Genomic DNA, 16,205 nt, shown 5'->3' with positions numbered 1-16,205 from the left:
GTGGCGCCTCAGCCGAGGCCGAACTGCACCTCGTCCGGCGTCGGCACCCGCACGGCGACCACTTCGACCTCGGCACGGACGCGACGCCCGGCCAGCGGGTGATTGCCGTCGACGGTGAGGGTATCGGCATCCACCGCCGTGACCACCACCTCCAGCGGCCCCTTGGCGGTGGTGGTCTCCAGCCGGTCGCCGACGTTCGGCTCCGACGGCGCGCGCCACATCGTTCGCGGCAGCGTCTGCAGCAGCGCCTCGTGGCGAGGGCCGAAGCCGTCTTCCGGAGCCACGATGACGTCGAAGCGGTCGCCGGCCCTGCGTCCTTCCAGCGCATTCTCCAGGCCGCGGACGATGCCGCCACTGCCGTGCATGTAGGTCAAGGGCTCGTGCCCACGCGTGCTCGTGATCTGCTCGCCGCTGTCAGCGTCGGTGAGAGTGAAGTGCACGGTGGCGATGCGGCTGTCGGCGATGTCCATCTTTGGCGCGATCCTCCTCGGGTACCGCAGCATCGTCGCCAGCACCACGCGGCCGCGCAAGCCCGGATACGCATCGGCGTGACCGGCTCCATGAAAAAACCCCGCAGGATCGCGGGGTTCTTCCGTTGGGCCTTGCGACCGGGCGCGGATCAGCCGGCGACGGCGGCCTTGTAGCGGCGCTCGACCTCGTTCCAGTCGACCACGTTGTAGAACGCGCCGATGTAGTCCGGACGGCGGTTCTGGTACTTCAGGTAATAGGCGTGCTCCCACACGTCCAGGCCCAGGATCGGGGTATTGCCCGAGCCGACGCCCTTCATGAGCGGATTGTCCTGGTTGGCACTGCTCTCGACCTTGAGCTTGCCGGACGCGTCCGTGGACAGCCAGGCCCAGCCGCTGCCGAAGCGCGTCAGCGCGGCCTTGGTGAAGGCTTCCTTGAACGCGTCGAAGCCGCCGAGGTCGCTGTCGATGCGCTTGGCCACTTCACCAGTCGGGTTGCCGCCGCCCTTGGGCGACATCACCGTCCAGAACAGCGAGTGGTTGGCATGGCCACCGGCGTTGTTGCGCAGCGGGCCGCGCTTGTCTTCCGGCAGCGCGTCGAGGTTGGCGATGATCTCCTCGGCGCTCTTGTCGGCCCACTCCGTGCCTTCAAGCGCGGCGTTGGCATTGTTGATGTAGGCCTGGTGGTGCTTGGTGTAGTGGATTTCCATCGTCTGCGCGTCAATGTGGGGCTCGAGCGCGTCGTAGGCGTAGGGAAGCTTGGGCAGGGTGAAGGCCATGGGGATCTCCAAGGATGAATGGGTCGGCCGGCCATTGTCGCCGCTGCAAGGTAAAAAGTACGCAAAGGGAAAGGGCGCCACATGGGCGCCCTTTCCGTGAACCACGAAACACTGCGTATCAGTTGGCCTCGGCCACCTCGACGCCATCCAGCCCCTGCGACAGCGTGCGCGCATCGCCGCCCTGGGCGAGCTTGATGCGCAGGCGCACCTCGTTGGCGGAGTCGGCGTAGCGCAGCGCGTCCTCGTAGGAGATCTCGCCGGCCTGGTAGAGCTCGAACAGACTCTGGTCGAAGGTCTTCATGCCGAGGTTGGTCGACTCCTTCATGACTTCCTTCAGCTTGTGGATCTCGCCGTCGCGGATGTAGTCCTGCACCAGCGGCGTGCCGAGCAGGATCTCCATCGCCACGCGGCGCCCCTTGCCGTCCGGCGTCGGCAGCAGCTGCTGCGCGACCACGCCCTTGAGGTTCAGCGAGAGGTCCATCAGCAGCTGGCCGCGACGGTCCTCGGGGAAGAAGTTGATGATGCGGTCCATCGCCTGGTTGGCGTTGTTGGCGTGCAGCGTGCACAGCACCAGGTGGCCGGTTTCGGCGAAGGCGATGGCGTGGTCCATGCCCTCGCGGGTGCGCACCTCGCCGATCATGATCACGTCCGGCGCCTGGCGCAGGGTGTTCTTGAGCGCGTTCTCCCAGTTGTCGGTGTCGATGCCGACCTCGCGCTGGGTGATGATGCAGCCCTGGTGCTTGTGCACGAACTCGATCGGGTCCTCGATAGTGATGATGTGCCCGGTGGAGTTCTGGTTGCGGTAGCCGATCATCGATGCAAGCGAGGTCGATTTACCCGTGCCCGTGGCGCCGACGAAGATGATCAGCCCACGCTTGGTCATCGCCAGGGTCTTGATGATCGGCGGGAGGTTGAGCTCTTCGATCGACGGGATCCGGGTCTCGATCCGGCGCAGCACCATGCCCACCTGGTTGCGCTGGTAGAAGCACGACACGCGGAAGCGGCCGACGCCGGACACGCCGATGGCGAAATTGCACTCGTGGGTGCGTTCGAACTCCTCGCGCTGCGGCGGCGTCATCACGTTCAGCACCAGGTCGCGCGCCTGCTGAGGCGTGAGCGCGTTCTGGGTGATCGGCGAGATCTTGCCGTGGACCTTCATCGACGGCGGCATGCCGGCGGTGATGAACAGGTCCGAGGCCTTTTGATGGGCCATCAGCTTGAGGTAGGAGGTGAAGTCGATGGCGCTCATGTGGTGCTCCGGTTACTCGAACAGCCGCTTGTCCTTGGCGTAGTCCCGGGCCTGCTGGCGGGTCACCATGGCGCGCTTGACGAGGTCCTGCAGGTGCTGGTCCAGGGTCATCATGCCGTGCTGCTGGCCGGTCTGGATCGAGGAATACATCTGCGCGACCTTGTCCTCGCGGATCAGGTTGCGGATGGCGGGGATGCCGACCATGATTTCCCAGGCCGCGGTGCGCCCGCCGCCGACCTTCTTCAACAGCGCCTGCGAGATCACCGCGCGCAGCGACTCCGACAGCATCGAGCGCACCATCGGCTTCTCGCCGGCGGGGAACACGTCGATGATGCGGTCGATGGTCTTGGCCGCCGACGAGGTATGCAGGGTGCCGAACACCAGGTGGCCGGTCTCCGCGGCAGTCAGCGCCAGGCGGATGGTCTCGAGGTCACGCAGCTCGCCCACGAGGATGACGTCGGGGTCCTCGCGCAGCGCCGAGCGCAGGGCCTCGTTGAAGCCGTGGGTGTCGCGGTGCACCTCGCGCTGGTTGATCAGGCACTTCTGCGCGGTGTGCACGAACTCGATCGGGTCCTCGATGGTGAGGATGTGCCCGTACTCGGTCTTGTTGACGTGGTCGACCATCGCCGCGAGCGTGGTCGACTTGCCCGAACCGGTCGGGCCGGTGACCAGGATCAGGCCCTGCGGCTGGTCGATCAGCTCCTTGAAGATCCGCGGCGTGCCGAGGTCCTCGAGCGTCAGCACCTCGGACGGAATGGTGCGGAATACCGCGCCGGCGCCACGGTTCTGGTTGAAGGCGTTTACCCGGAAGCGCGCCAGGCCGGCGATCTCGAACGAGAAGTCGACCTCGAGGAATTCCTCGTAGTCGCGGCGCTGCTTGTCCGACATGATGTCGTAGACCAGCGCGTGCACCTGCTTGTGGTCGAGCGCCGGGATGTTGATCCGGCGGACGTCGCCGTCGACGCGGATCATCGGCGGCAGGCCTGCCGACAGGTGCAGGTCCGAGGCCTTGTTCTTGACCGAGAACGCCAAAAGTTCGGCGATATCCATGCATGCTCCCCAGCGGCAGTGCACAAGTTGATTGCGGGACGCCCAACCGCGTCGCGGCTGGCGCCAGAGTACTCCCCGGAGGCAGTATAGCCCCGTAAACGCGTCACAGAACCAGCGGTGCTGGAGGAGCAGGCAGATGCCGGATCGACCCCTCGCGCGCGTCCTTGAAGCCATGGCGCGCGCCTCGGAAGAGACCGCTTCGGGAGAGAACGCGATCCGCGGCGCAACGCGGCCGGCGCCGCGCCTGGTCGCCGTGGGCAAGACCCGCGAGGCCGGCGCGATCGCGGCCCTGGCCGCGGAGTGGGCGGCCCTGCGTCCCGGCGCCGCGCTCGCATTCGGCGAGAACTACGTCCAGGAGGCGTCGGCCAAGGTCGCCGCCCTGGAGGGCACCGGGATCGAATGGCACCTGATCGGCCACCTGCAGTCGAACAAGGCGGCACAGGCGGCGGCGCTGTTCGACTGGGTGCAGTCGGTCGACCGCCCGAAGCTGGTGGCGGCGCTGGCCGCGGCCCGCGATCCGCAGCGGCCGCCCCTGAACGTGCTCATCCAGGTCAACATCGATGGCGAAGCCGGCAAGCACGGCTGCGCACCCGCCGACGTGGCGGAACTCGCCCGGGCCATCGCCGCGCAGCCCGCGCTCGCGCTGCGCGGGCTGATGGCGATCCCGGAACCGCATCCCGACCCGGGGCACCGCCGCGCCGGCTTCGTGGCCATGCGCGTGCTGCACGATGAACTGCTGGCGGCGCATCCCGGCGCCGACACGCTGTCGATGGGCATGAGCGGGGACTTCGAACTCGCGATCGCCGAAGGCGCGACCATGGTCCGCATCGGCAGCGCGCTGTTCGGACCGCGCACGCCGGCCTGAGCCGGGCCACGCCCGCCCGGGTGCGACGGTCGCGGCGGCGCCGGCGCTCGGCGACAATGGCCGGCCCCGTCGCTGCAGGAGCCACGCCATGATCGATCCACGGACCGATGCCCGATCCGCCACGCCGCGGGCCACCGCGTTCATCGGTGGCGGCAACATGGCGCGCAGCCTGATCGGCGGCATGGTGTCCCGCGGCGCGGATCCGGCGGGCATCCACGTAGCCGAACCGGTGGACGCGCTTCGCGATGCGCTGGCCCGCGACTACGGCGTGCAGGTCCACGCCGGCGCGGCCGATGCCGTGGCCGGCGCCGACGCCTGGGTGTTCGCGGTCAAGCCGCAGGTGATGCGCGAGGTCTGCGAAGGCCTGGCAGGCCAGGCCCGCGCCTCGCGCCCGCTTGCGATCTCGATCGCCGCCGGCATCACCGCCGGCCAGCTCGCGTCCTGGCTCGGCGGCGATGCCGCGGTGGTCCGCGCCATGCCCAACACCCCCGCCCTGCTCGGCGCCGGCGTGACCGGCCTGCACGCCAACGCCGCCGTCGACGCTGCCGGCCGTGAACGCGCCCAGGCGCTGCTGGCGACCACCGGAAAGACGGTCTGGGTCGAGGACGAGGCGCTGATGGACGCGGTCACCGCGGTTTCCGGCAGCGGCCCGGCCTATGTGTTCCTGCTTGCCGAAGCGATGGAGGACGCGGCGCGCGCCCAGGGCCTGCCGGCGGATGCCGCGCGCACCCTGGTGCAGGAGACCCTGCTCGGCGCAGCCCGCATGCTCACAGGCTCCGACGAAGCGCCGGCGGAGCTGCGCCGCCGCGTCACCTCGCCCGGCGGCACCACCCAGGCGGCGATCGAAACCTTCGAGGCCGGCGGCCTGCGCACGCTGGTCGCGGCAGCGATCGATGCCGCCGCCGCACGCGGCCGTGAACTCTCGGCCGCGAACGACTGAAACGGCGGCTCAGCGCTGGTTGATGCCGTAGCGCCCGGGCCCCAGCAGCGCGATGGCGATGGCCGTGGCCAGGAACATGCCCTGCAGCTCAAGCGCCCAGCCGCCGCTGGCATTGAGCTGGCCGAGTTCGCCAAGGTGCGCCAGTGCGATCGCGAACAGCATGTTGATCGCGACCAGCACGGCACCGATGCGCGCGTGGAAGCCGGCCAGCAGCATGAGTGGCGCCAGCACCTCGCCGACCAGCACGCCATAGGCAAGGAAGCCGGGCAGGCCCTGCGCCACCACCATGCCCTCGATGCCGGACATGCCGCCGCGCAGCTTGGTGATGCCGTGCAGCAGGATCAACACCCCGAGGGTGATGCGCAGCAGCAGTCGTGCGAGGTCGTGCATCGCAGCCTGGTTCATGACCGGTCCCGTTGTCTGGAGTCGCGGATCATGGCAGACACGCACGCGGCCGTCAGCCCGCTGCAGTCGCGCGAGCCGGCCCGCCGTTGCCGAACGTCGGCCGCATTCCGGCGTGCTCCTGTCGAGCGTGCTCCTGTCGAGCGCGCTCTTATCGGGCGCGCTCCTGCTGTCGCTCTGCCCAGCCATGCACGATGTCGGCCAGCGCAAGCAGGCCGTCGGTCAGCGCCGCAGGGCCGGGCTGCAGGATGAGCGGCGACTTCACTTCGTGAAGCTCGCCGTCGCGGACCGCCGGGATCGCGTCCCAGCCCGGCCGCGCCGCGACCCGGTCGGGGCGGAACTTCTTGCCGCACCAGGAGCCGACGATGATGTCCGGCGCGCGACGCACCACCTCGGTCGCGTCGGCGAGGATGCGCTGCTTCGCCAGCGGCTCGGCGGCAAGCTCCGGGAACACATCGTCGCCGCCGGCGATGCGCATCAGCTCGGCCACCCAGCGGATGCCGGTGATCGGCGGCTCGTCCCACTCTTCGAAATACATGCGCGGGCGCTGCGACAGCGTTGCCGCGCGGGCCTCGACCTCCTCGACGCCACGCTGCAGGGCATCGGCATAGTCGTTGGCACGCTCCGGCACGCCGACCAGGGCGCCCAGGCGACGCACGTAGTCGACGATGCCCTCGACGCTGCGATGGTTGCTGATCCAGACCTCGACGCCGCGGCGCACGAGCTCGGCGGCGATGTCGGCCTGGATGTCGGAAAAGCCGATCGCGAGGTCGGGCGCGAGGGCCATGATCGCGTCGATCTTCGCGCTGGTGAATGCGCTGACCTTCGGCTTCTCGCGGCGCGCCCGTGGCGGGCGCACGGTGAAGCCGCTGATGCCGACGATCCGGTCCTGTTCGCCCAGTGCATACAGCGTTTCGGTGGGCTCTTCGGTCAGGCAGACGATGCGCCTGGGGCCGCGCATGGCGGAGGCGGCGCGGCTCACGGATAGAGCATCCGCTTGCTGCAGCCACCGGCGAGGTCGCGCTCGTACAGCCAGCGCTCGTGCCAGCGGTATTCAGCGGCGTACCAGAACTCGATGCGCTCCGGGTCCACGCGCAGGCCGGTCCAGCGCGGCGGCCGCGGCACGTCGCGGCCTTCGAACTCGCGCTCGCAGTCGGCCAGGCGGCGATCGAACTCCTCCCGCGACTCCAGCGGCTCGGACTGCAGCGAAGCCCAGGCGCCGAGCTGGCTGCCGCGTGGACGGCTGGCGAAATAGGCGTCGGCTTCGGCCTCGTCCACGATCACCACGCCGCCCTCGATGCGCACCTGAACCCCCAGCCGTACGCGCGGCCAGTGGAACAGCAAGGCCGCCCGCGGGTTGGACTTGAGCTCGCGGCCCTTGCGGCCCTCCAGGTGGGTGTAGAAGACAAAGCCGCGCGCGTCGTGCGCCTTCAGCAGCACAGTGCGCAGCGAGGGGCGGCCGTCGCCGGTGGCGGTGGCCAGCTGCATGGCGGTGCGATCGGGTTCGCCGGCAGCCAGCGCCTCGTCAAAGAGCGTGTCGAAGGTGTGCAGGGCTTCGGCGTAAAGGTCGGTCATAAGCTGGGGGCTCCGCGGTTCTGCTGTCGTCGGCGTGCGCGGGACGCGTGCGCACCTGGGCTATCGTGCCCGGATGGCGACGCCGATGCACAGGCCCACCCCGGGTTTCGACAGCCGCCTTGTGTCCACGACACTGGACGACGCGCTGCGCCAGGGTGTCCGCATCCTCGGCATCAGCGGCCTGCAGGGCAGCGGCAAGTCGACCTTCGCCGCACAGCTGGCCGCGGAAGCCCGGAGCCGCAGCCTGCGCTGCGCCGTACTGTCCATCGACGATGTCTACCTGGGCCACGCGGACCGGCAGCGCCTGGCGCGCGAGGTCCATCCGCTGCTGGCCACGCGGGGACCGCCGGGCACTCACGAGGTCACGCTCGCGATCGACGTGCTCGACGCCCTGCGCGAGGGCCGCGATGTCGCCCTGCCACGCTTCGACAAGCTTGCCGACGACCGCCTGCCGGACGCGCGATGGCCGGCGTCGGGCGCAGTGGACCTGGCCGTGTTCGAAGGCTGGTTCCTGGGTACCCCGGCAGAGGACGACGCGACGCTGGCCGCGCCGGTCAACGCCCTGGAACGCGAGGAAGACGGCGATGGCCGCTGGCGGCGCTGGTGCAACAACGCGCTGGCACGCGACTATCCCGCTCTGTGGCAGCGAATCGATCGCCTGCTCCTGCTTCAGCCGCCCTCGTTCGAGATCGTGCCGGAATGGCGATGGCAGGCGGAACAGGGCTTGCGCGACGCGATCAGCGCCGGCGGCGGCGGCATGGACCGTGCAGGCGTCGAACGCTTCGTCCAGCACTACGAACGAACCAGCCGCCAGGCCTTGCGCACCCTGCCGGGCATTGCCGACCACGTCATCGCGCTGGACGCGCGGCGGCGGCCGACCGCTGCGGCCTCCGCGGTCAGTCGACCACGAAGCTGATGCGCAGGTTCACGCGCCACTCGGTGATGGTGCCGTCACCGTCGGTGACGACCTTGGTTTCGTTGATCCAGGCACCCCTGATGCCTTTCACCGATTCCGCGCACTTGGCCAGCCCCTTGCGCACGGCGTCCTCGACGCTGGTGGGCGAGGACGCATTGATCTCGATGACCTTGGCAACCGACATGGTGTTCTCCTTTCGCATTGGCCACCGGACTGGTGGCGAACGCCATCCTCGGCTCGCGACCGTTAAGGGCATGCCTTCGCCGGTGGCCGGCTGCTAGCATCGGCACACCCTGGACGCCGCCACGCCAACGCCCATGAATCCCGCCCGCCATCTCGTGCTCGTCGGCCCCATGGGTGCCGGCAAGACCTCGATCGGGCGCTGCCTGGCGCGGCATTTCGACCTTGCCTTTGCCGACAGCGACCAGGAAATCGAGCAGCGCACCGGCGCCACCGTCGCGACCATCTTCGAATGCGAGGGCGAAGCCGGCTTCCGGGCGCGCGAACGCGACGTGCTCGCCGCCCTGCTGGCCGGGCCGGACGCGGTGATCTCCACCGGCGGCGGCGCGGTGCTGGATGAAGGGAGCCGGCGCTGCCTGGCCCGGGACGGATTCGTGGTGCACCTGCATGCGGACGTGCCCGCGCAGCTGCAGCGCCTGGCCCGCGACCGCAGCCGCCCGCTGCTGGCGCACGGCGACCGCGCGTCGATCCTGGCGCGCCTGGCCACCGAGCGCGATCCGCTCTATGCGGAGGTGGCGGACCTCGTCTTCGAGCCCGCCCCGGCACCGGCCCAGGACGCCGCACAGCGCTTGGCGGCGCTGCTGGAGTCCACGTGGCGCCGCGGCACCGCGGCCGCGGCGACGCGGGCCACGCCGGAGCCGGCGGCGTGAGCGCGCGCCAACGCATCGACGTGGGCGGCCCGGCGCCCTACGCCATCACCATCGGTCCCGGCCTGCTGGCCGACGGCGCGGCACTGGCCATGCCGCTGCGCGGGCGCCAGGCGCTGGTGGCCAGCGACAGCCACGTCGGTCCGCTGTATGCGCGCCAGGTCTGCGACGCCCTGCGCGATGCACGCCCGGATGCGCGCGTGGACGCCTTCGTGCTTCCCGCCGGCGAGGCGAGCAAGACACTCGACGGCTTCAGCGCCGCCATCGACGCCCTGGCCGCCCTCGGCGCCACCCGCGACGCCTGCGTCTACGCCCTCGGCGGCGGCGTGGTCGGAGACCTGGCGGGATTCGCCGCCGCCTGCTGGATGCGCGGCATCGACTGCGTGCAGCTGCCGACCAGCCTGCTGGCGATGGTCGACTCGTCGGTGGGCGGCAAGACCGCGGTCGACCTTGCCGCCGGCAAGAACCTGGTCGGCGCCTTCCATCCGCCGCGCGCCGTGTTCGCCGACACCGGCGTGCTGCGCACCCTGCCCGACCGCGAGCTGCGCGCCGGCCTGGCCGAAGTGGTGAAGTACGGCGCCATCGTCGATGAAGACTTCCTGCATTGGCTGTGCGGCCACGCCGGCGCGCTGCTGGAGCGCGAGGACGCCGCGCTGGCCACGGCCATCGCCCGCAGCTGCGCGCACAAGGCGGCGATCGTCGAGCGCGACCCGTTCGAGCACGGCGAGCGCGCGCTGCTGAATTTCGGCCACACCTTCGCCCATGCGATCGAGGCCGAGCAGGCCTACGACGGCCTCAACCACGGCGAAGCGGTGGCCGTGGGCATGGTGCTGGCGGCCCGGCTGTCGGCCGGACTGGGACTCGCGGACGCGGCCCATGCCGACGCGCTGTGCGGCGTGCTCGAACGCTTCGGGCTGCCGGTGGCGCTTCCCCGCGGCCTGGACCCGGCCGCGCTGGTGGCGCGCATGCGCCTGGACAAGAAGGCCCAGGCCGACGGCCTGCGCTTCGTGCTGTGGGACGGGCCGGGCCGGGCGCGGGTCGTGGCCGGCGTTCCCGAGGCGCGGGTGCTGGACGTGCTCCGGGCGGGCTGAACCGCCGCCCGGCTACAATCCCCGGATGCGCCTGCTCCTCCAACAGCGACCCGGCGGCCCCGAGGCCCCGCGTTTCGTGCAGCTCATGCTCCAGCCCGACCTCCTGGGTGGCTGGATGCTGGTGCGCGAAAGCGGGCAGATCGGCGGCCGCAGCACGGTGCGCCGCGAGCAGTTCCTCGACCAGGCCAGCGCGACACACGCGCTGGAACAGGCGCGCGACCAGCAGCTCAAGCGCGGGTTCCAGGTGACGTTCGCGCAGGGCGCCGACGTTCCCCGGCCCTAGAGCAGCCCCGCGCGCCGGCACTACAGGATCCCGACGTGACCCAAGCACTCAAGAACGACCGTTTCCTTCGCGCACTGCGCCGCGAGCCCGTGGACCACACCCCCGTCTGGCTGATGCGCCAGGCCGGCCGCTACCTGCCCGAATACCGTGCCAGCCGGGCGAAGGCCGGCAGCTTCCTGGCCATGGCCAAGAACCCGGAGCTGGCCTGCGAGGTCACCCTGCAGCCGCTGGAGCGTTTCGAACTCGACGCCGCGATCCTGTTCTCCGACATCCTCACCATCCCCGACGCGATGGGCCTGGGCCTGTACTTCGTCGACGGCGAAGGCCCGAAGTTCGAGCGCCCGCTGCGCGACGCCGCCTCGATCGCGAAGCTCGGCGTGCCGGACATGGAGGGCGAACTCGGCTACGTGATGGACGCTGTGCGCGTGATCCGCCGCGAGCTCGACGGCCGCGTGCCGCTGATCGGCTTTTCCGGCAGCCCGTGGACGCTCGCCTGCTACATGGTCGAAGGCGGCGGGAGCAAGGATTTCGCCCGCATCAAGGCCATGGCGCACACCGACCCGAAGGCGCTGCACGCGCTGCTCGAGGTCAACACCCGGGCGGTGATCGCCTACCTCGCCGCGCAGCGCGCGGCCGGCGCCCAGGCGCTGCAGGTGTTCGACACCTGGGGCGGCGTGCTGTCGCCGGCGATGTACCGCGAGTTCTCGCTGCCCTACCTCACCCGGATCGCGCGCGAGCTGGAGCGTGGCGAAGGCGCGGACCGCACGCCGCTGATCGTGTTCGGCAAGGGCAATGCCGCCTACCTTGGCGAACTGGCCGACTCGGGCGCCGAAGGCCTCGGCGTCGACTGGCTGATCGAACTGGGCGACGCCGCGCGCGCCACCGGCGGCAAGGTCGCGCTGCAGGGCAACCTCGACCCGACCACGCTGTACGGGACGCCGGACGCCATCCGCCGCGAAGTGCGGCGCGCACTCGACAGCTACCGCGACGGCAACGGCGGCTCGCGCGAGGGCCACGTGTTCAACCTCGGCCACGGCATGTCGCCGGGCATGGATCCGGAGCACGTGCGCGTGCTGGTGGACGAGGTGCACGCCTACAGCCGGCGCTGACCGGGCGCGCCGGCTCGACCGATGCCGGCGCGCGAGGGGGCCAGGATGCGGCCGTCGTGCCTGCGCGTATCGGTCGGCGCGCGGTATTCGAAGCGGATCTCGCGGTGCCCCTCGGGCACCTCGGGGTTGTGCGGCTCGGCGTCGACGCAGCCAGGGTACGGACGGCCGTCCATGCTCATCGCGAGCACGGCCAGCACCTGCGCCTCATCACTCGCCGGATCCCGCGCCAGCACGCGGCCGTCCACCACCCAGGCCCCGTTGCCGCCGTCCGAGGTGATCGAGAGGCCCGCATCCGTGGGCACCGGGGCGTCCGCGGGCAGCGCCTCGATGACCAGCGGCGACCCGCAGCTGCCGGTGCTGCCGATGTACGTGTCGCGCAGCATCGCGGCGACGAATACCTCCAGCATGGAGCGCACTTCATCGCGCGCCATGGCCGCCGCGGCAACGCTGTAGCGGCCCTTCACGTAGTACATGCGGTCGACCAGCAGCACCATCGCCGAATGGTAGGCGCCCTCGTCGCGCATGAGCCGCATGTCGGCAGAACGCGCCGGGATGCCGGTCGATTCACCATCACGCTCAAGTTCCACGTCGAAGCTGCGCAACGCTCCGGCCTCCACCTCCCGGTAGCCGGAGGCCGTGCTGATTTCCTGCAGCGTGCGCAGCGCGGCCTGGTCGAGGTGGGACGGCTGCACGACGCCGACCGGGTAGAAATAGATGTCGATCCAGCGGTCCAGGCGCTCACCGGACTGGTAGCGAACCGAAGCGCCAAGCTCGGCTGCGTCGTACAGCTTCTCGTCCCGCGCGCGCCAGCCATCGACTTCGAGTGGATAGACGACACGCGTTTCCTTCAGGAAGCCACCCAGGAACGGCTCCGGGGCATCGTCCTGCGCCTCTCCGGTCGCGGCCAGCACCGCATGCGAGGCGCACACGGCCAACAACATCGCGGCGCATGCCAGCCCGCGCTTCCCCTGCCATATCGCCATCAGTCCCCCTCCCGGTTCCGCAAGCGTTCGATCGCGCCGGCCAGCATCGCGCCGGTCACCGGCTTGCGCAGGAAGCCGTCGAAGCCGGCCTCGCGCGCCAGCGGTTCGGCCTCGGCGTCGGCGCGCGCGGTGACCGCCAGCAGCGGCGCGACGAACCCGCGCGCCCGCAGCTGGCTGGCCAGCGCCAGGCCGGTGATCCCGGGCAGGTCGAGGTCCAGCAGCGCCATGTCGAATGATGTGCCCGCCACCTCGCCGAGTGCCGCCAGCCCGTGCGGCACCTGCACGACCTCGTGCCCTTGCGCACGCAGGAGCCCGGCGATCACGCGCGCGACCGTGGGGTCGTCCTCGACCAGGAGCAGCGACAGCGGCGCCTGCGCGCCCCTCGGCGCGGGCGATGCGGCATCGGCGGCCGGTGCCGCCGGCGGCGACGCAGCCGGCGGCGACGCAGCCGGCAGCGGCAGGTCCACGGTGAAGTCCGTGCCCTGGCCCGGCGTGCTGTCGAGTTCGATCCGCCCCTTCATCGCCACCGCCAGCTCCTGGCAGATCGCCAGGCCCAGGCCACTGCCGCCATAGCGCGCGGCGGTGCGCGCGCCTTCGGCCTGCTCGAAGCGGCGGAACAGGTGCACCTGCTGCTCCTCGTTGAGTCCGGGGCCGGTGTCCGACACCACCAGGCGCACGCCACCGGAGGCGATCGGCGCGGCCTGCAGCGAGACGCTCCCGGCTTCGGTGAACTTCACCGCGTTGCCGAGCAGGTTGAGCAGGATCTGGCGCACGCGCCCGGGATCGCCGAGCAGCCAGCGCGGCGTGCCCGCATCGACGTGGCAGCGGAAGCGCAGCCCGCGCTGCCGTGCCATCGGCTCGACCAGGCCGCCGACCTCCTCCAGCAGGGTCACGAGATCGAAGGGCTGAACCACGAGCTCCAGCTTCCCGGATTCGATCCGCGCAAGGTCCAGGGCATCGTTGACCAGTCGCATGAGGTGCTCGCCGGCGCGGCGGATGGCATCGGCATAGCTGCGCTGGTGCGTGTCCAGGGACGTTCCCAGCAGCAATTCGCTCATGCCCAGCACGCCGGTCATCGGCGTGCGCACCTCGTGGCCCAGCGTGGCCAGGAAGCGCGTCTTGGCCTGCGACGCGTGCTCGGCGAGCTCGCGCTTCTGCTTGTTGAGCTGCCAGGCGTGCCGCCGCTTCAGGCGATACCGGTAGGCATGCACGATCCACAGCACCAGCAGCGCGCCCAGGGTCGCGAACGCCACCACCGCCCAGGCGGCCTGCCACCATGGCGGCTGCACGCGCAGCTGCAGGCCCTGCACGGGAGTCCACTGCTGGTCCGCGGTGCGCGCCTGGACGCTGAGCCGGTAGGTGCCCGGCGCCAGCCGCGCGAAGATCCGCTCCCCGCTGGCACCGGTCTCGACCCAGCCGGGATCGTAGCCATCGAGGCGGAAGCGGTAGCGGTGGGCATGGGCATCGGTGAACGACAGCAGCCGCGCGACCACCCGCAGGTCGCGGTCGTCGTGGCGCAGCGGGATCTCGTCGTGCGGCGGCATGACGATGCGTTCGTCGCCGCGCCTCAGGTCCACCGATTCGATCGCAAGCGTCGGCGTGCGCTGGCTCCACTGCACCAGGCCGGGCTGGAACAGCAGCAGTCCATCCGCGGTGCCGGCGGCGACATAGCCCTGGGCCGAGACCACCACGGGGTATTCGCTGAATTCGTGGCTGGGCAATCCGTCGTGCACGCCATAGACACGAAGGCGGCCGCTCTCCGGATCGATGCGCACCAGGCCGCGTACCGTGGTCAGCCAGACCACGCCGGCATCGTCCACCACCACACCGCCCGGGGCGACCATCGGCAGGCCCTCGGCGGCACCGAATGTGCGCATCGGGGCCAGTGCGTCGCCGTCCCAGGCATAGGCACCGAGCTCGCCATAGCCGGCCAGCCATGCCACGCCCTGGCCATCGAAGGCGATGCTGTAGAGCGCCGCCTCCGGTGCGCCGCGCACGCGCTCGAACCGGGCCGTGCCGTCGTTCCAGGCGAGCAGGCCATCGGTGGTGGCCAGCCACACCCCGCCGTCCGGCGCGCGCACCATGTGCTCGACCACGGTCGACGCGGCCAGCCCGCGGCCGTCGCCGCGATGGAGGGTGTCCAGCACCGTTCCATCCGCGTCGCGCACCTGGATGCTCTGGTGGCTCGCCAGCCACAGGCTGCCGTCGCGCTGTTCGACGAACTGGGCGATGCGCCCCGGCGGAGCCGCATCCGCGCTGCCGTCGGCATGCCAGCGGCGCACGTTCCCGGTGTCCGGGTCGAGGTGCACCAGCTGGTCCTGGCAACCGAGCCAGACGCCGCCATCGGTGGCCTCGGTCACCCCGGTGATGAACAGCGCGCCGCAGGCCGCCGCCAGCCGGTGTTCGATCACGCCGGTGTCAGGCGACAGGTGGTCGAGCGTGCCACCGCTGCCGACCAGCCACAGCCCGTTGCCCGCGTTCGGCGACGCAGGCGCGGCGCTGTAGACGAAGGCGTTGGCCGGCGATGACGGATCGCCCAGGCGCCGCTGCAGCACGGTGAAGTTCCGCCAGTTGGCCGGCAGGTGCCACAGGCCCGAGTCGGAGCTGGCGAACCACAGCCCGCCTTCGCGATCCTCGTATGCGCTCGACCAGGCCGGACGCACCAGGCCGCGGCTGGTGGTGCTATACAGCGGCACGTTCCGGACATGTCCCTCGTGGACCCAGGCCAGCCCGCTGCGCGTATCCAGCCAGCGCGCGCCCCGCGAGTCCTGGATGAGCATGTTGAGCGCCACCTCGCCGAGCATCGGGTCGGTCCACGGCAGGGGTTCCAGGCGGCCGTCGGCGTGGCGGACCATGCCGCCGCCGTGGATGCCCATCCACAGGCTGCCGGCGTCGTCGATGGCCATCCCGTCGACCATCTGCGTGCCAAGCATCTCCGCTGGCAGCCTGTCGAAGCCGCTTCCGTTCCAGCGCGCGACGCCACCCTTGGTGCCGACCCACAGGGTGCCGTCGCTGCGGTCCACGACCAGGTGCGAGACGCCATCGGAGGGCAGGCTGGAGCCGTCGTCGGGATCGCGCTGATAGCGCCGCAGCGCGCCGTCCGCGGACAGCCGGTGCAGGCCGCCCCCCGAACTGCCGAACCAGATGTCGCCATCGGGCGTGCCGTTGATCGACCAGATATCGTTGCTCGCCATCTCCGGCTGCGTTTCACGGTCGTACCAGGTGAAGTGTTCGCGGTCGACGTCGAGCATGGCCAGGCCGGACGACGCCGTGCCGATCCAGACCCTGTCCCGGGTGTCGACGTGCACCGACCACACGAAGTTGTCGCGCAGCCCGTCGCCAACGCGCCAGATGCGGAAGCCGACGCCGTCGTAGCGCGCCAGGCCGTCGCGGGTCGCGATCCAGAGATAGCCCTGCCGGTCTTCGGCGATGGCGTTGACGCGGTTGGACGGCAGCCCGTCGATCACGCTGACCTGCCGCGGCTGCGGCAGCTGCGGCACGCTGGCGCCGGCCGCACCCGCAAGCAGCGACAGCAGGCACAGCCACCAGCCCCTTGCCCAACCCCGCATTGAACTCCCCATGTCCACGGTGCGCCGGGCACCGATCGAC

Annotated in this window: 17 protein-coding genes; 7 read left to right on the top strand and 10 right to left on the bottom strand. The window is 70.7% G+C overall.

The window, feature by feature from the left end; all coding sequences use genetic code 11:
• Positions 1-8: 8 nt before the first annotated feature.
• The 4 genes from ACW7G5_RS01960 to ACW7G5_RS01945 form a co-directional block, all read right to left on the bottom strand.
• On the bottom strand, positions 9-470 hold the full coding sequence (locus ACW7G5_RS01960) for an FKBP-type peptidyl-prolyl cis-trans isomerase (protein ID WP_457001346.1): 462 nt from the start codon (positions 468-470) through the stop codon (positions 9-11).
• Positions 471-619: 149 nt separating this feature from the next.
• On the bottom strand, positions 620-1,246 hold the full coding sequence (locus ACW7G5_RS01955; protein ID WP_457001344.1) for a superoxide dismutase: 627 nt from the start codon (positions 1,244-1,246) through the stop codon (positions 620-622).
• 118 nt (positions 1,247-1,364) lie between these two features.
• Complete coding sequence (locus ACW7G5_RS01950) at positions 1,365-2,495, bottom strand: PilT/PilU family type 4a pilus ATPase (RefSeq protein WP_343255690.1); 1,131 nt, start codon at positions 2,493-2,495, stop codon at positions 1,365-1,367.
• A gap of 12 nt (positions 2,496-2,507) precedes the next feature.
• Positions 2,508-3,545 carry a type IV pilus twitching motility protein PilT gene (locus tag ACW7G5_RS01945; RefSeq protein ID WP_343255691.1) on the bottom strand — a complete coding sequence of 346 codons (1,038 nt, stop codon included), beginning with the start codon at positions 3,543-3,545 and terminating at the stop codon, positions 2,508-2,510.
• A gap of 172 nt (positions 3,546-3,717) precedes the next feature.
• Here ACW7G5_RS01945 and ACW7G5_RS01940 point away from each other — a divergent pair, with 172 nt between their 5' ends.
• Together ACW7G5_RS01940 and proC are read left to right on the top strand one after the other, a co-directional pair.
• Positions 3,718-4,410 (top strand): YggS family pyridoxal phosphate-dependent enzyme, encoded by a 693-nt coding sequence (locus ACW7G5_RS01940; RefSeq protein ID WP_457002820.1) that lies wholly within the window; start codon positions 3,718-3,720, stop codon positions 4,408-4,410.
• Between the two features lie 88 nt (positions 4,411-4,498).
• Positions 4,499-5,350, top strand: a complete 852-nt coding sequence (gene proC / locus ACW7G5_RS01935) for a pyrroline-5-carboxylate reductase (RefSeq protein ID WP_457001341.1) — start codon at positions 4,499-4,501, stop codon at positions 5,348-5,350.
• Between the two features lie 9 nt (positions 5,351-5,359).
• On the opposite strand, the gene ACW7G5_RS01930 is transcribed toward proC, so the two are convergent.
• The 3 genes from ACW7G5_RS01930 to pdxH form a co-directional block, all read right to left on the bottom strand.
• Entirely contained in the window at positions 5,360-5,755 is a 396-nt protein-coding gene (locus ACW7G5_RS01930; protein ID WP_457001339.1) for a DoxX family protein, read from the bottom strand.
• 148 nt (positions 5,756-5,903) lie between these two features.
• The gene (locus ACW7G5_RS01925) at positions 5,904-6,713 is read right to left on the bottom strand and encodes a cobalamin-binding protein (protein ID WP_457002819.1); all 810 of its coding nucleotides are present in this window, start codon (positions 6,711-6,713) and stop codon (positions 5,904-5,906) included.
• A 17-nt stretch (positions 6,714-6,730) separates the two neighbouring features.
• Positions 6,731-7,327, bottom strand: coding sequence for a pyridoxamine 5'-phosphate oxidase (pdxH, locus tag ACW7G5_RS01920; protein WP_457001337.1), 597 nt, complete (start codon positions 7,325-7,327; stop codon positions 6,731-6,733).
• Positions 7,328-7,400: 73 nt separating this feature from the next.
• Between pdxH and ACW7G5_RS01915 the strand changes: the two genes are divergently transcribed.
• Positions 7,401-8,243 carry a kinase gene (locus tag ACW7G5_RS01915; RefSeq protein ID WP_457001335.1) on the top strand — a complete coding sequence of 281 codons (843 nt, stop codon included), beginning with the start codon at positions 7,401-7,403 and terminating at the stop codon, positions 8,241-8,243.
• On the opposite strand, the gene ACW7G5_RS01910 is transcribed toward ACW7G5_RS01915, so the two are convergent.
• Positions 8,224-8,427, bottom strand: a complete 204-nt coding sequence (locus ACW7G5_RS01910) for a dodecin family protein (protein ID WP_343255698.1) — start codon at positions 8,425-8,427, stop codon at positions 8,224-8,226. The two genes, ACW7G5_RS01915 and ACW7G5_RS01910, sit on opposite strands and share 20 nt — an antisense overlap.
• Before the next feature lie 133 nt (positions 8,428-8,560).
• Between ACW7G5_RS01910 and ACW7G5_RS01905 the strand changes: the two genes are divergently transcribed.
• Genes ACW7G5_RS01905 through hemE form a run of 4 tightly spaced genes read left to right on the top strand, consistent with a single transcriptional unit; the run spans position 8,561 to position 11,613 of the window.
• Complete coding sequence (locus tag ACW7G5_RS01905; RefSeq protein WP_457001332.1) at positions 8,561-9,133, top strand: shikimate kinase; 573 nt, start codon at positions 8,561-8,563, stop codon at positions 9,131-9,133.
• Entirely contained in the window at positions 9,130-10,221 is a 1,092-nt protein-coding gene (aroB, locus tag ACW7G5_RS01900) for a 3-dehydroquinate synthase (protein WP_457001330.1), read from the top strand. Before ACW7G5_RS01905 ends, aroB begins: the two co-directional genes overlap by 4 nt.
• Positions 10,222-10,246: 25 nt before the next feature.
• The gene (locus ACW7G5_RS01895) at positions 10,247-10,504 is read left to right on the top strand and encodes a WGR domain-containing protein (protein ID WP_343275152.1); all 258 of its coding nucleotides are present in this window, start codon (positions 10,247-10,249) and stop codon (positions 10,502-10,504) included.
• 35 nt (positions 10,505-10,539) lie between these two features.
• A complete protein-coding gene (gene hemE, locus ACW7G5_RS01890) occupies positions 10,540-11,613 on the top strand; it encodes a uroporphyrinogen decarboxylase (protein WP_457001328.1) in 1,074 nt (357 codons plus the stop codon).
• On the opposite strand, the gene ACW7G5_RS01885 is transcribed toward hemE, so the two are convergent.
• Positions 11,598-12,596 carry a hypothetical protein gene (locus ACW7G5_RS01885; RefSeq protein ID WP_457001326.1) on the bottom strand — a complete coding sequence of 333 codons (999 nt, stop codon included), beginning with the start codon at positions 12,594-12,596 and terminating at the stop codon, positions 11,598-11,600. The genes hemE and ACW7G5_RS01885 overlap by 16 nt on opposite strands.
• The gene (locus tag ACW7G5_RS01880; protein ID WP_457001324.1) at positions 12,596-16,165 is read right to left on the bottom strand and encodes a two-component regulator propeller domain-containing protein; all 3,570 of its coding nucleotides are present in this window, start codon (positions 16,163-16,165) and stop codon (positions 12,596-12,598) included. The genes ACW7G5_RS01885 and ACW7G5_RS01880 overlap by 1 nt, the downstream gene beginning before the upstream one ends.
• Positions 16,166-16,205 lie beyond the last annotated feature (40 nt).

It is taken from the genome of Luteimonas sp. A501 (assembly GCF_054052085.1).
Note: the sequence above shows the minus strand (reverse complement) of the source record. Positions and strands in the feature narration are given on the sequence as shown.

What these genes read in the sequence shown, in the direction of transcription:
- proC (WP_457001341.1), top strand. Translation starts at nt 4,499, where the DNA reads ATGATCGATCCACGGACCGATGCCCGATCCGCCACGCCGCGGGCCACC.
- ACW7G5_RS01880 (WP_457001324.1), bottom strand. Translation starts at nt 16,165, where the DNA reads ATGCGGGGTTGGGCAAGGGGCTGGTGGCTGTGCCTGCTGTCGCTGCTT.
- ACW7G5_RS01925 (WP_457002819.1), bottom strand. Translation starts at nt 6,713, where the DNA reads ATGCGCGGCCCCAGGCGCATCGTCTGCCTGACCGAAGAGCCCACCGAA.
- ACW7G5_RS01940 (WP_457002820.1), top strand. Translation starts at nt 3,718, where the DNA reads ATGGCGCGCGCCTCGGAAGAGACCGCTTCGGGAGAGAACGCGATCCGC.
- ACW7G5_RS01930 (WP_457001339.1), bottom strand. Translation starts at nt 5,755, where the DNA reads ATGAACCAGGCTGCGATGCACGACCTCGCACGACTGCTGCTGCGCATC.
- ACW7G5_RS01950 (WP_343255690.1), bottom strand. Translation starts at nt 2,495, where the DNA reads ATGAGCGCCATCGACTTCACCTCCTACCTCAAGCTGATGGCCCATCAA.
- ACW7G5_RS01915 (WP_457001335.1), top strand. Translation starts at nt 7,401, where the DNA reads ATGGCGACGCCGATGCACAGGCCCACCCCGGGTTTCGACAGCCGCCTT.
- ACW7G5_RS01885 (WP_457001326.1), bottom strand. Translation starts at nt 12,596, where the DNA reads ATGGCGATATGGCAGGGGAAGCGCGGGCTGGCATGCGCCGCGATGTTG.
- ACW7G5_RS01905 (WP_457001332.1), top strand. Translation starts at nt 8,561, where the DNA reads ATGAATCCCGCCCGCCATCTCGTGCTCGTCGGCCCCATGGGTGCCGGC.
- pdxH (WP_457001337.1), bottom strand. Translation starts at nt 7,327, where the DNA reads ATGACCGACCTTTACGCCGAAGCCCTGCACACCTTCGACACGCTCTTT.
- ACW7G5_RS01960 (WP_457001346.1), bottom strand. Translation starts at nt 470, where the DNA reads ATGGACATCGCCGACAGCCGCATCGCCACCGTGCACTTCACTCTCACC.
- ACW7G5_RS01945 (WP_343255691.1), bottom strand. Translation starts at nt 3,545, where the DNA reads ATGGATATCGCCGAACTTTTGGCGTTCTCGGTCAAGAACAAGGCCTCG.
- ACW7G5_RS01895 (WP_343275152.1), top strand. Translation starts at nt 10,247, where the DNA reads ATGCGCCTGCTCCTCCAACAGCGACCCGGCGGCCCCGAGGCCCCGCGT.
- ACW7G5_RS01910 (WP_343255698.1), bottom strand. Translation starts at nt 8,427, where the DNA reads ATGTCGGTTGCCAAGGTCATCGAGATCAATGCGTCCTCGCCCACCAGC.
- ACW7G5_RS01955 (WP_457001344.1), bottom strand. Translation starts at nt 1,246, where the DNA reads ATGGCCTTCACCCTGCCCAAGCTTCCCTACGCCTACGACGCGCTCGAG.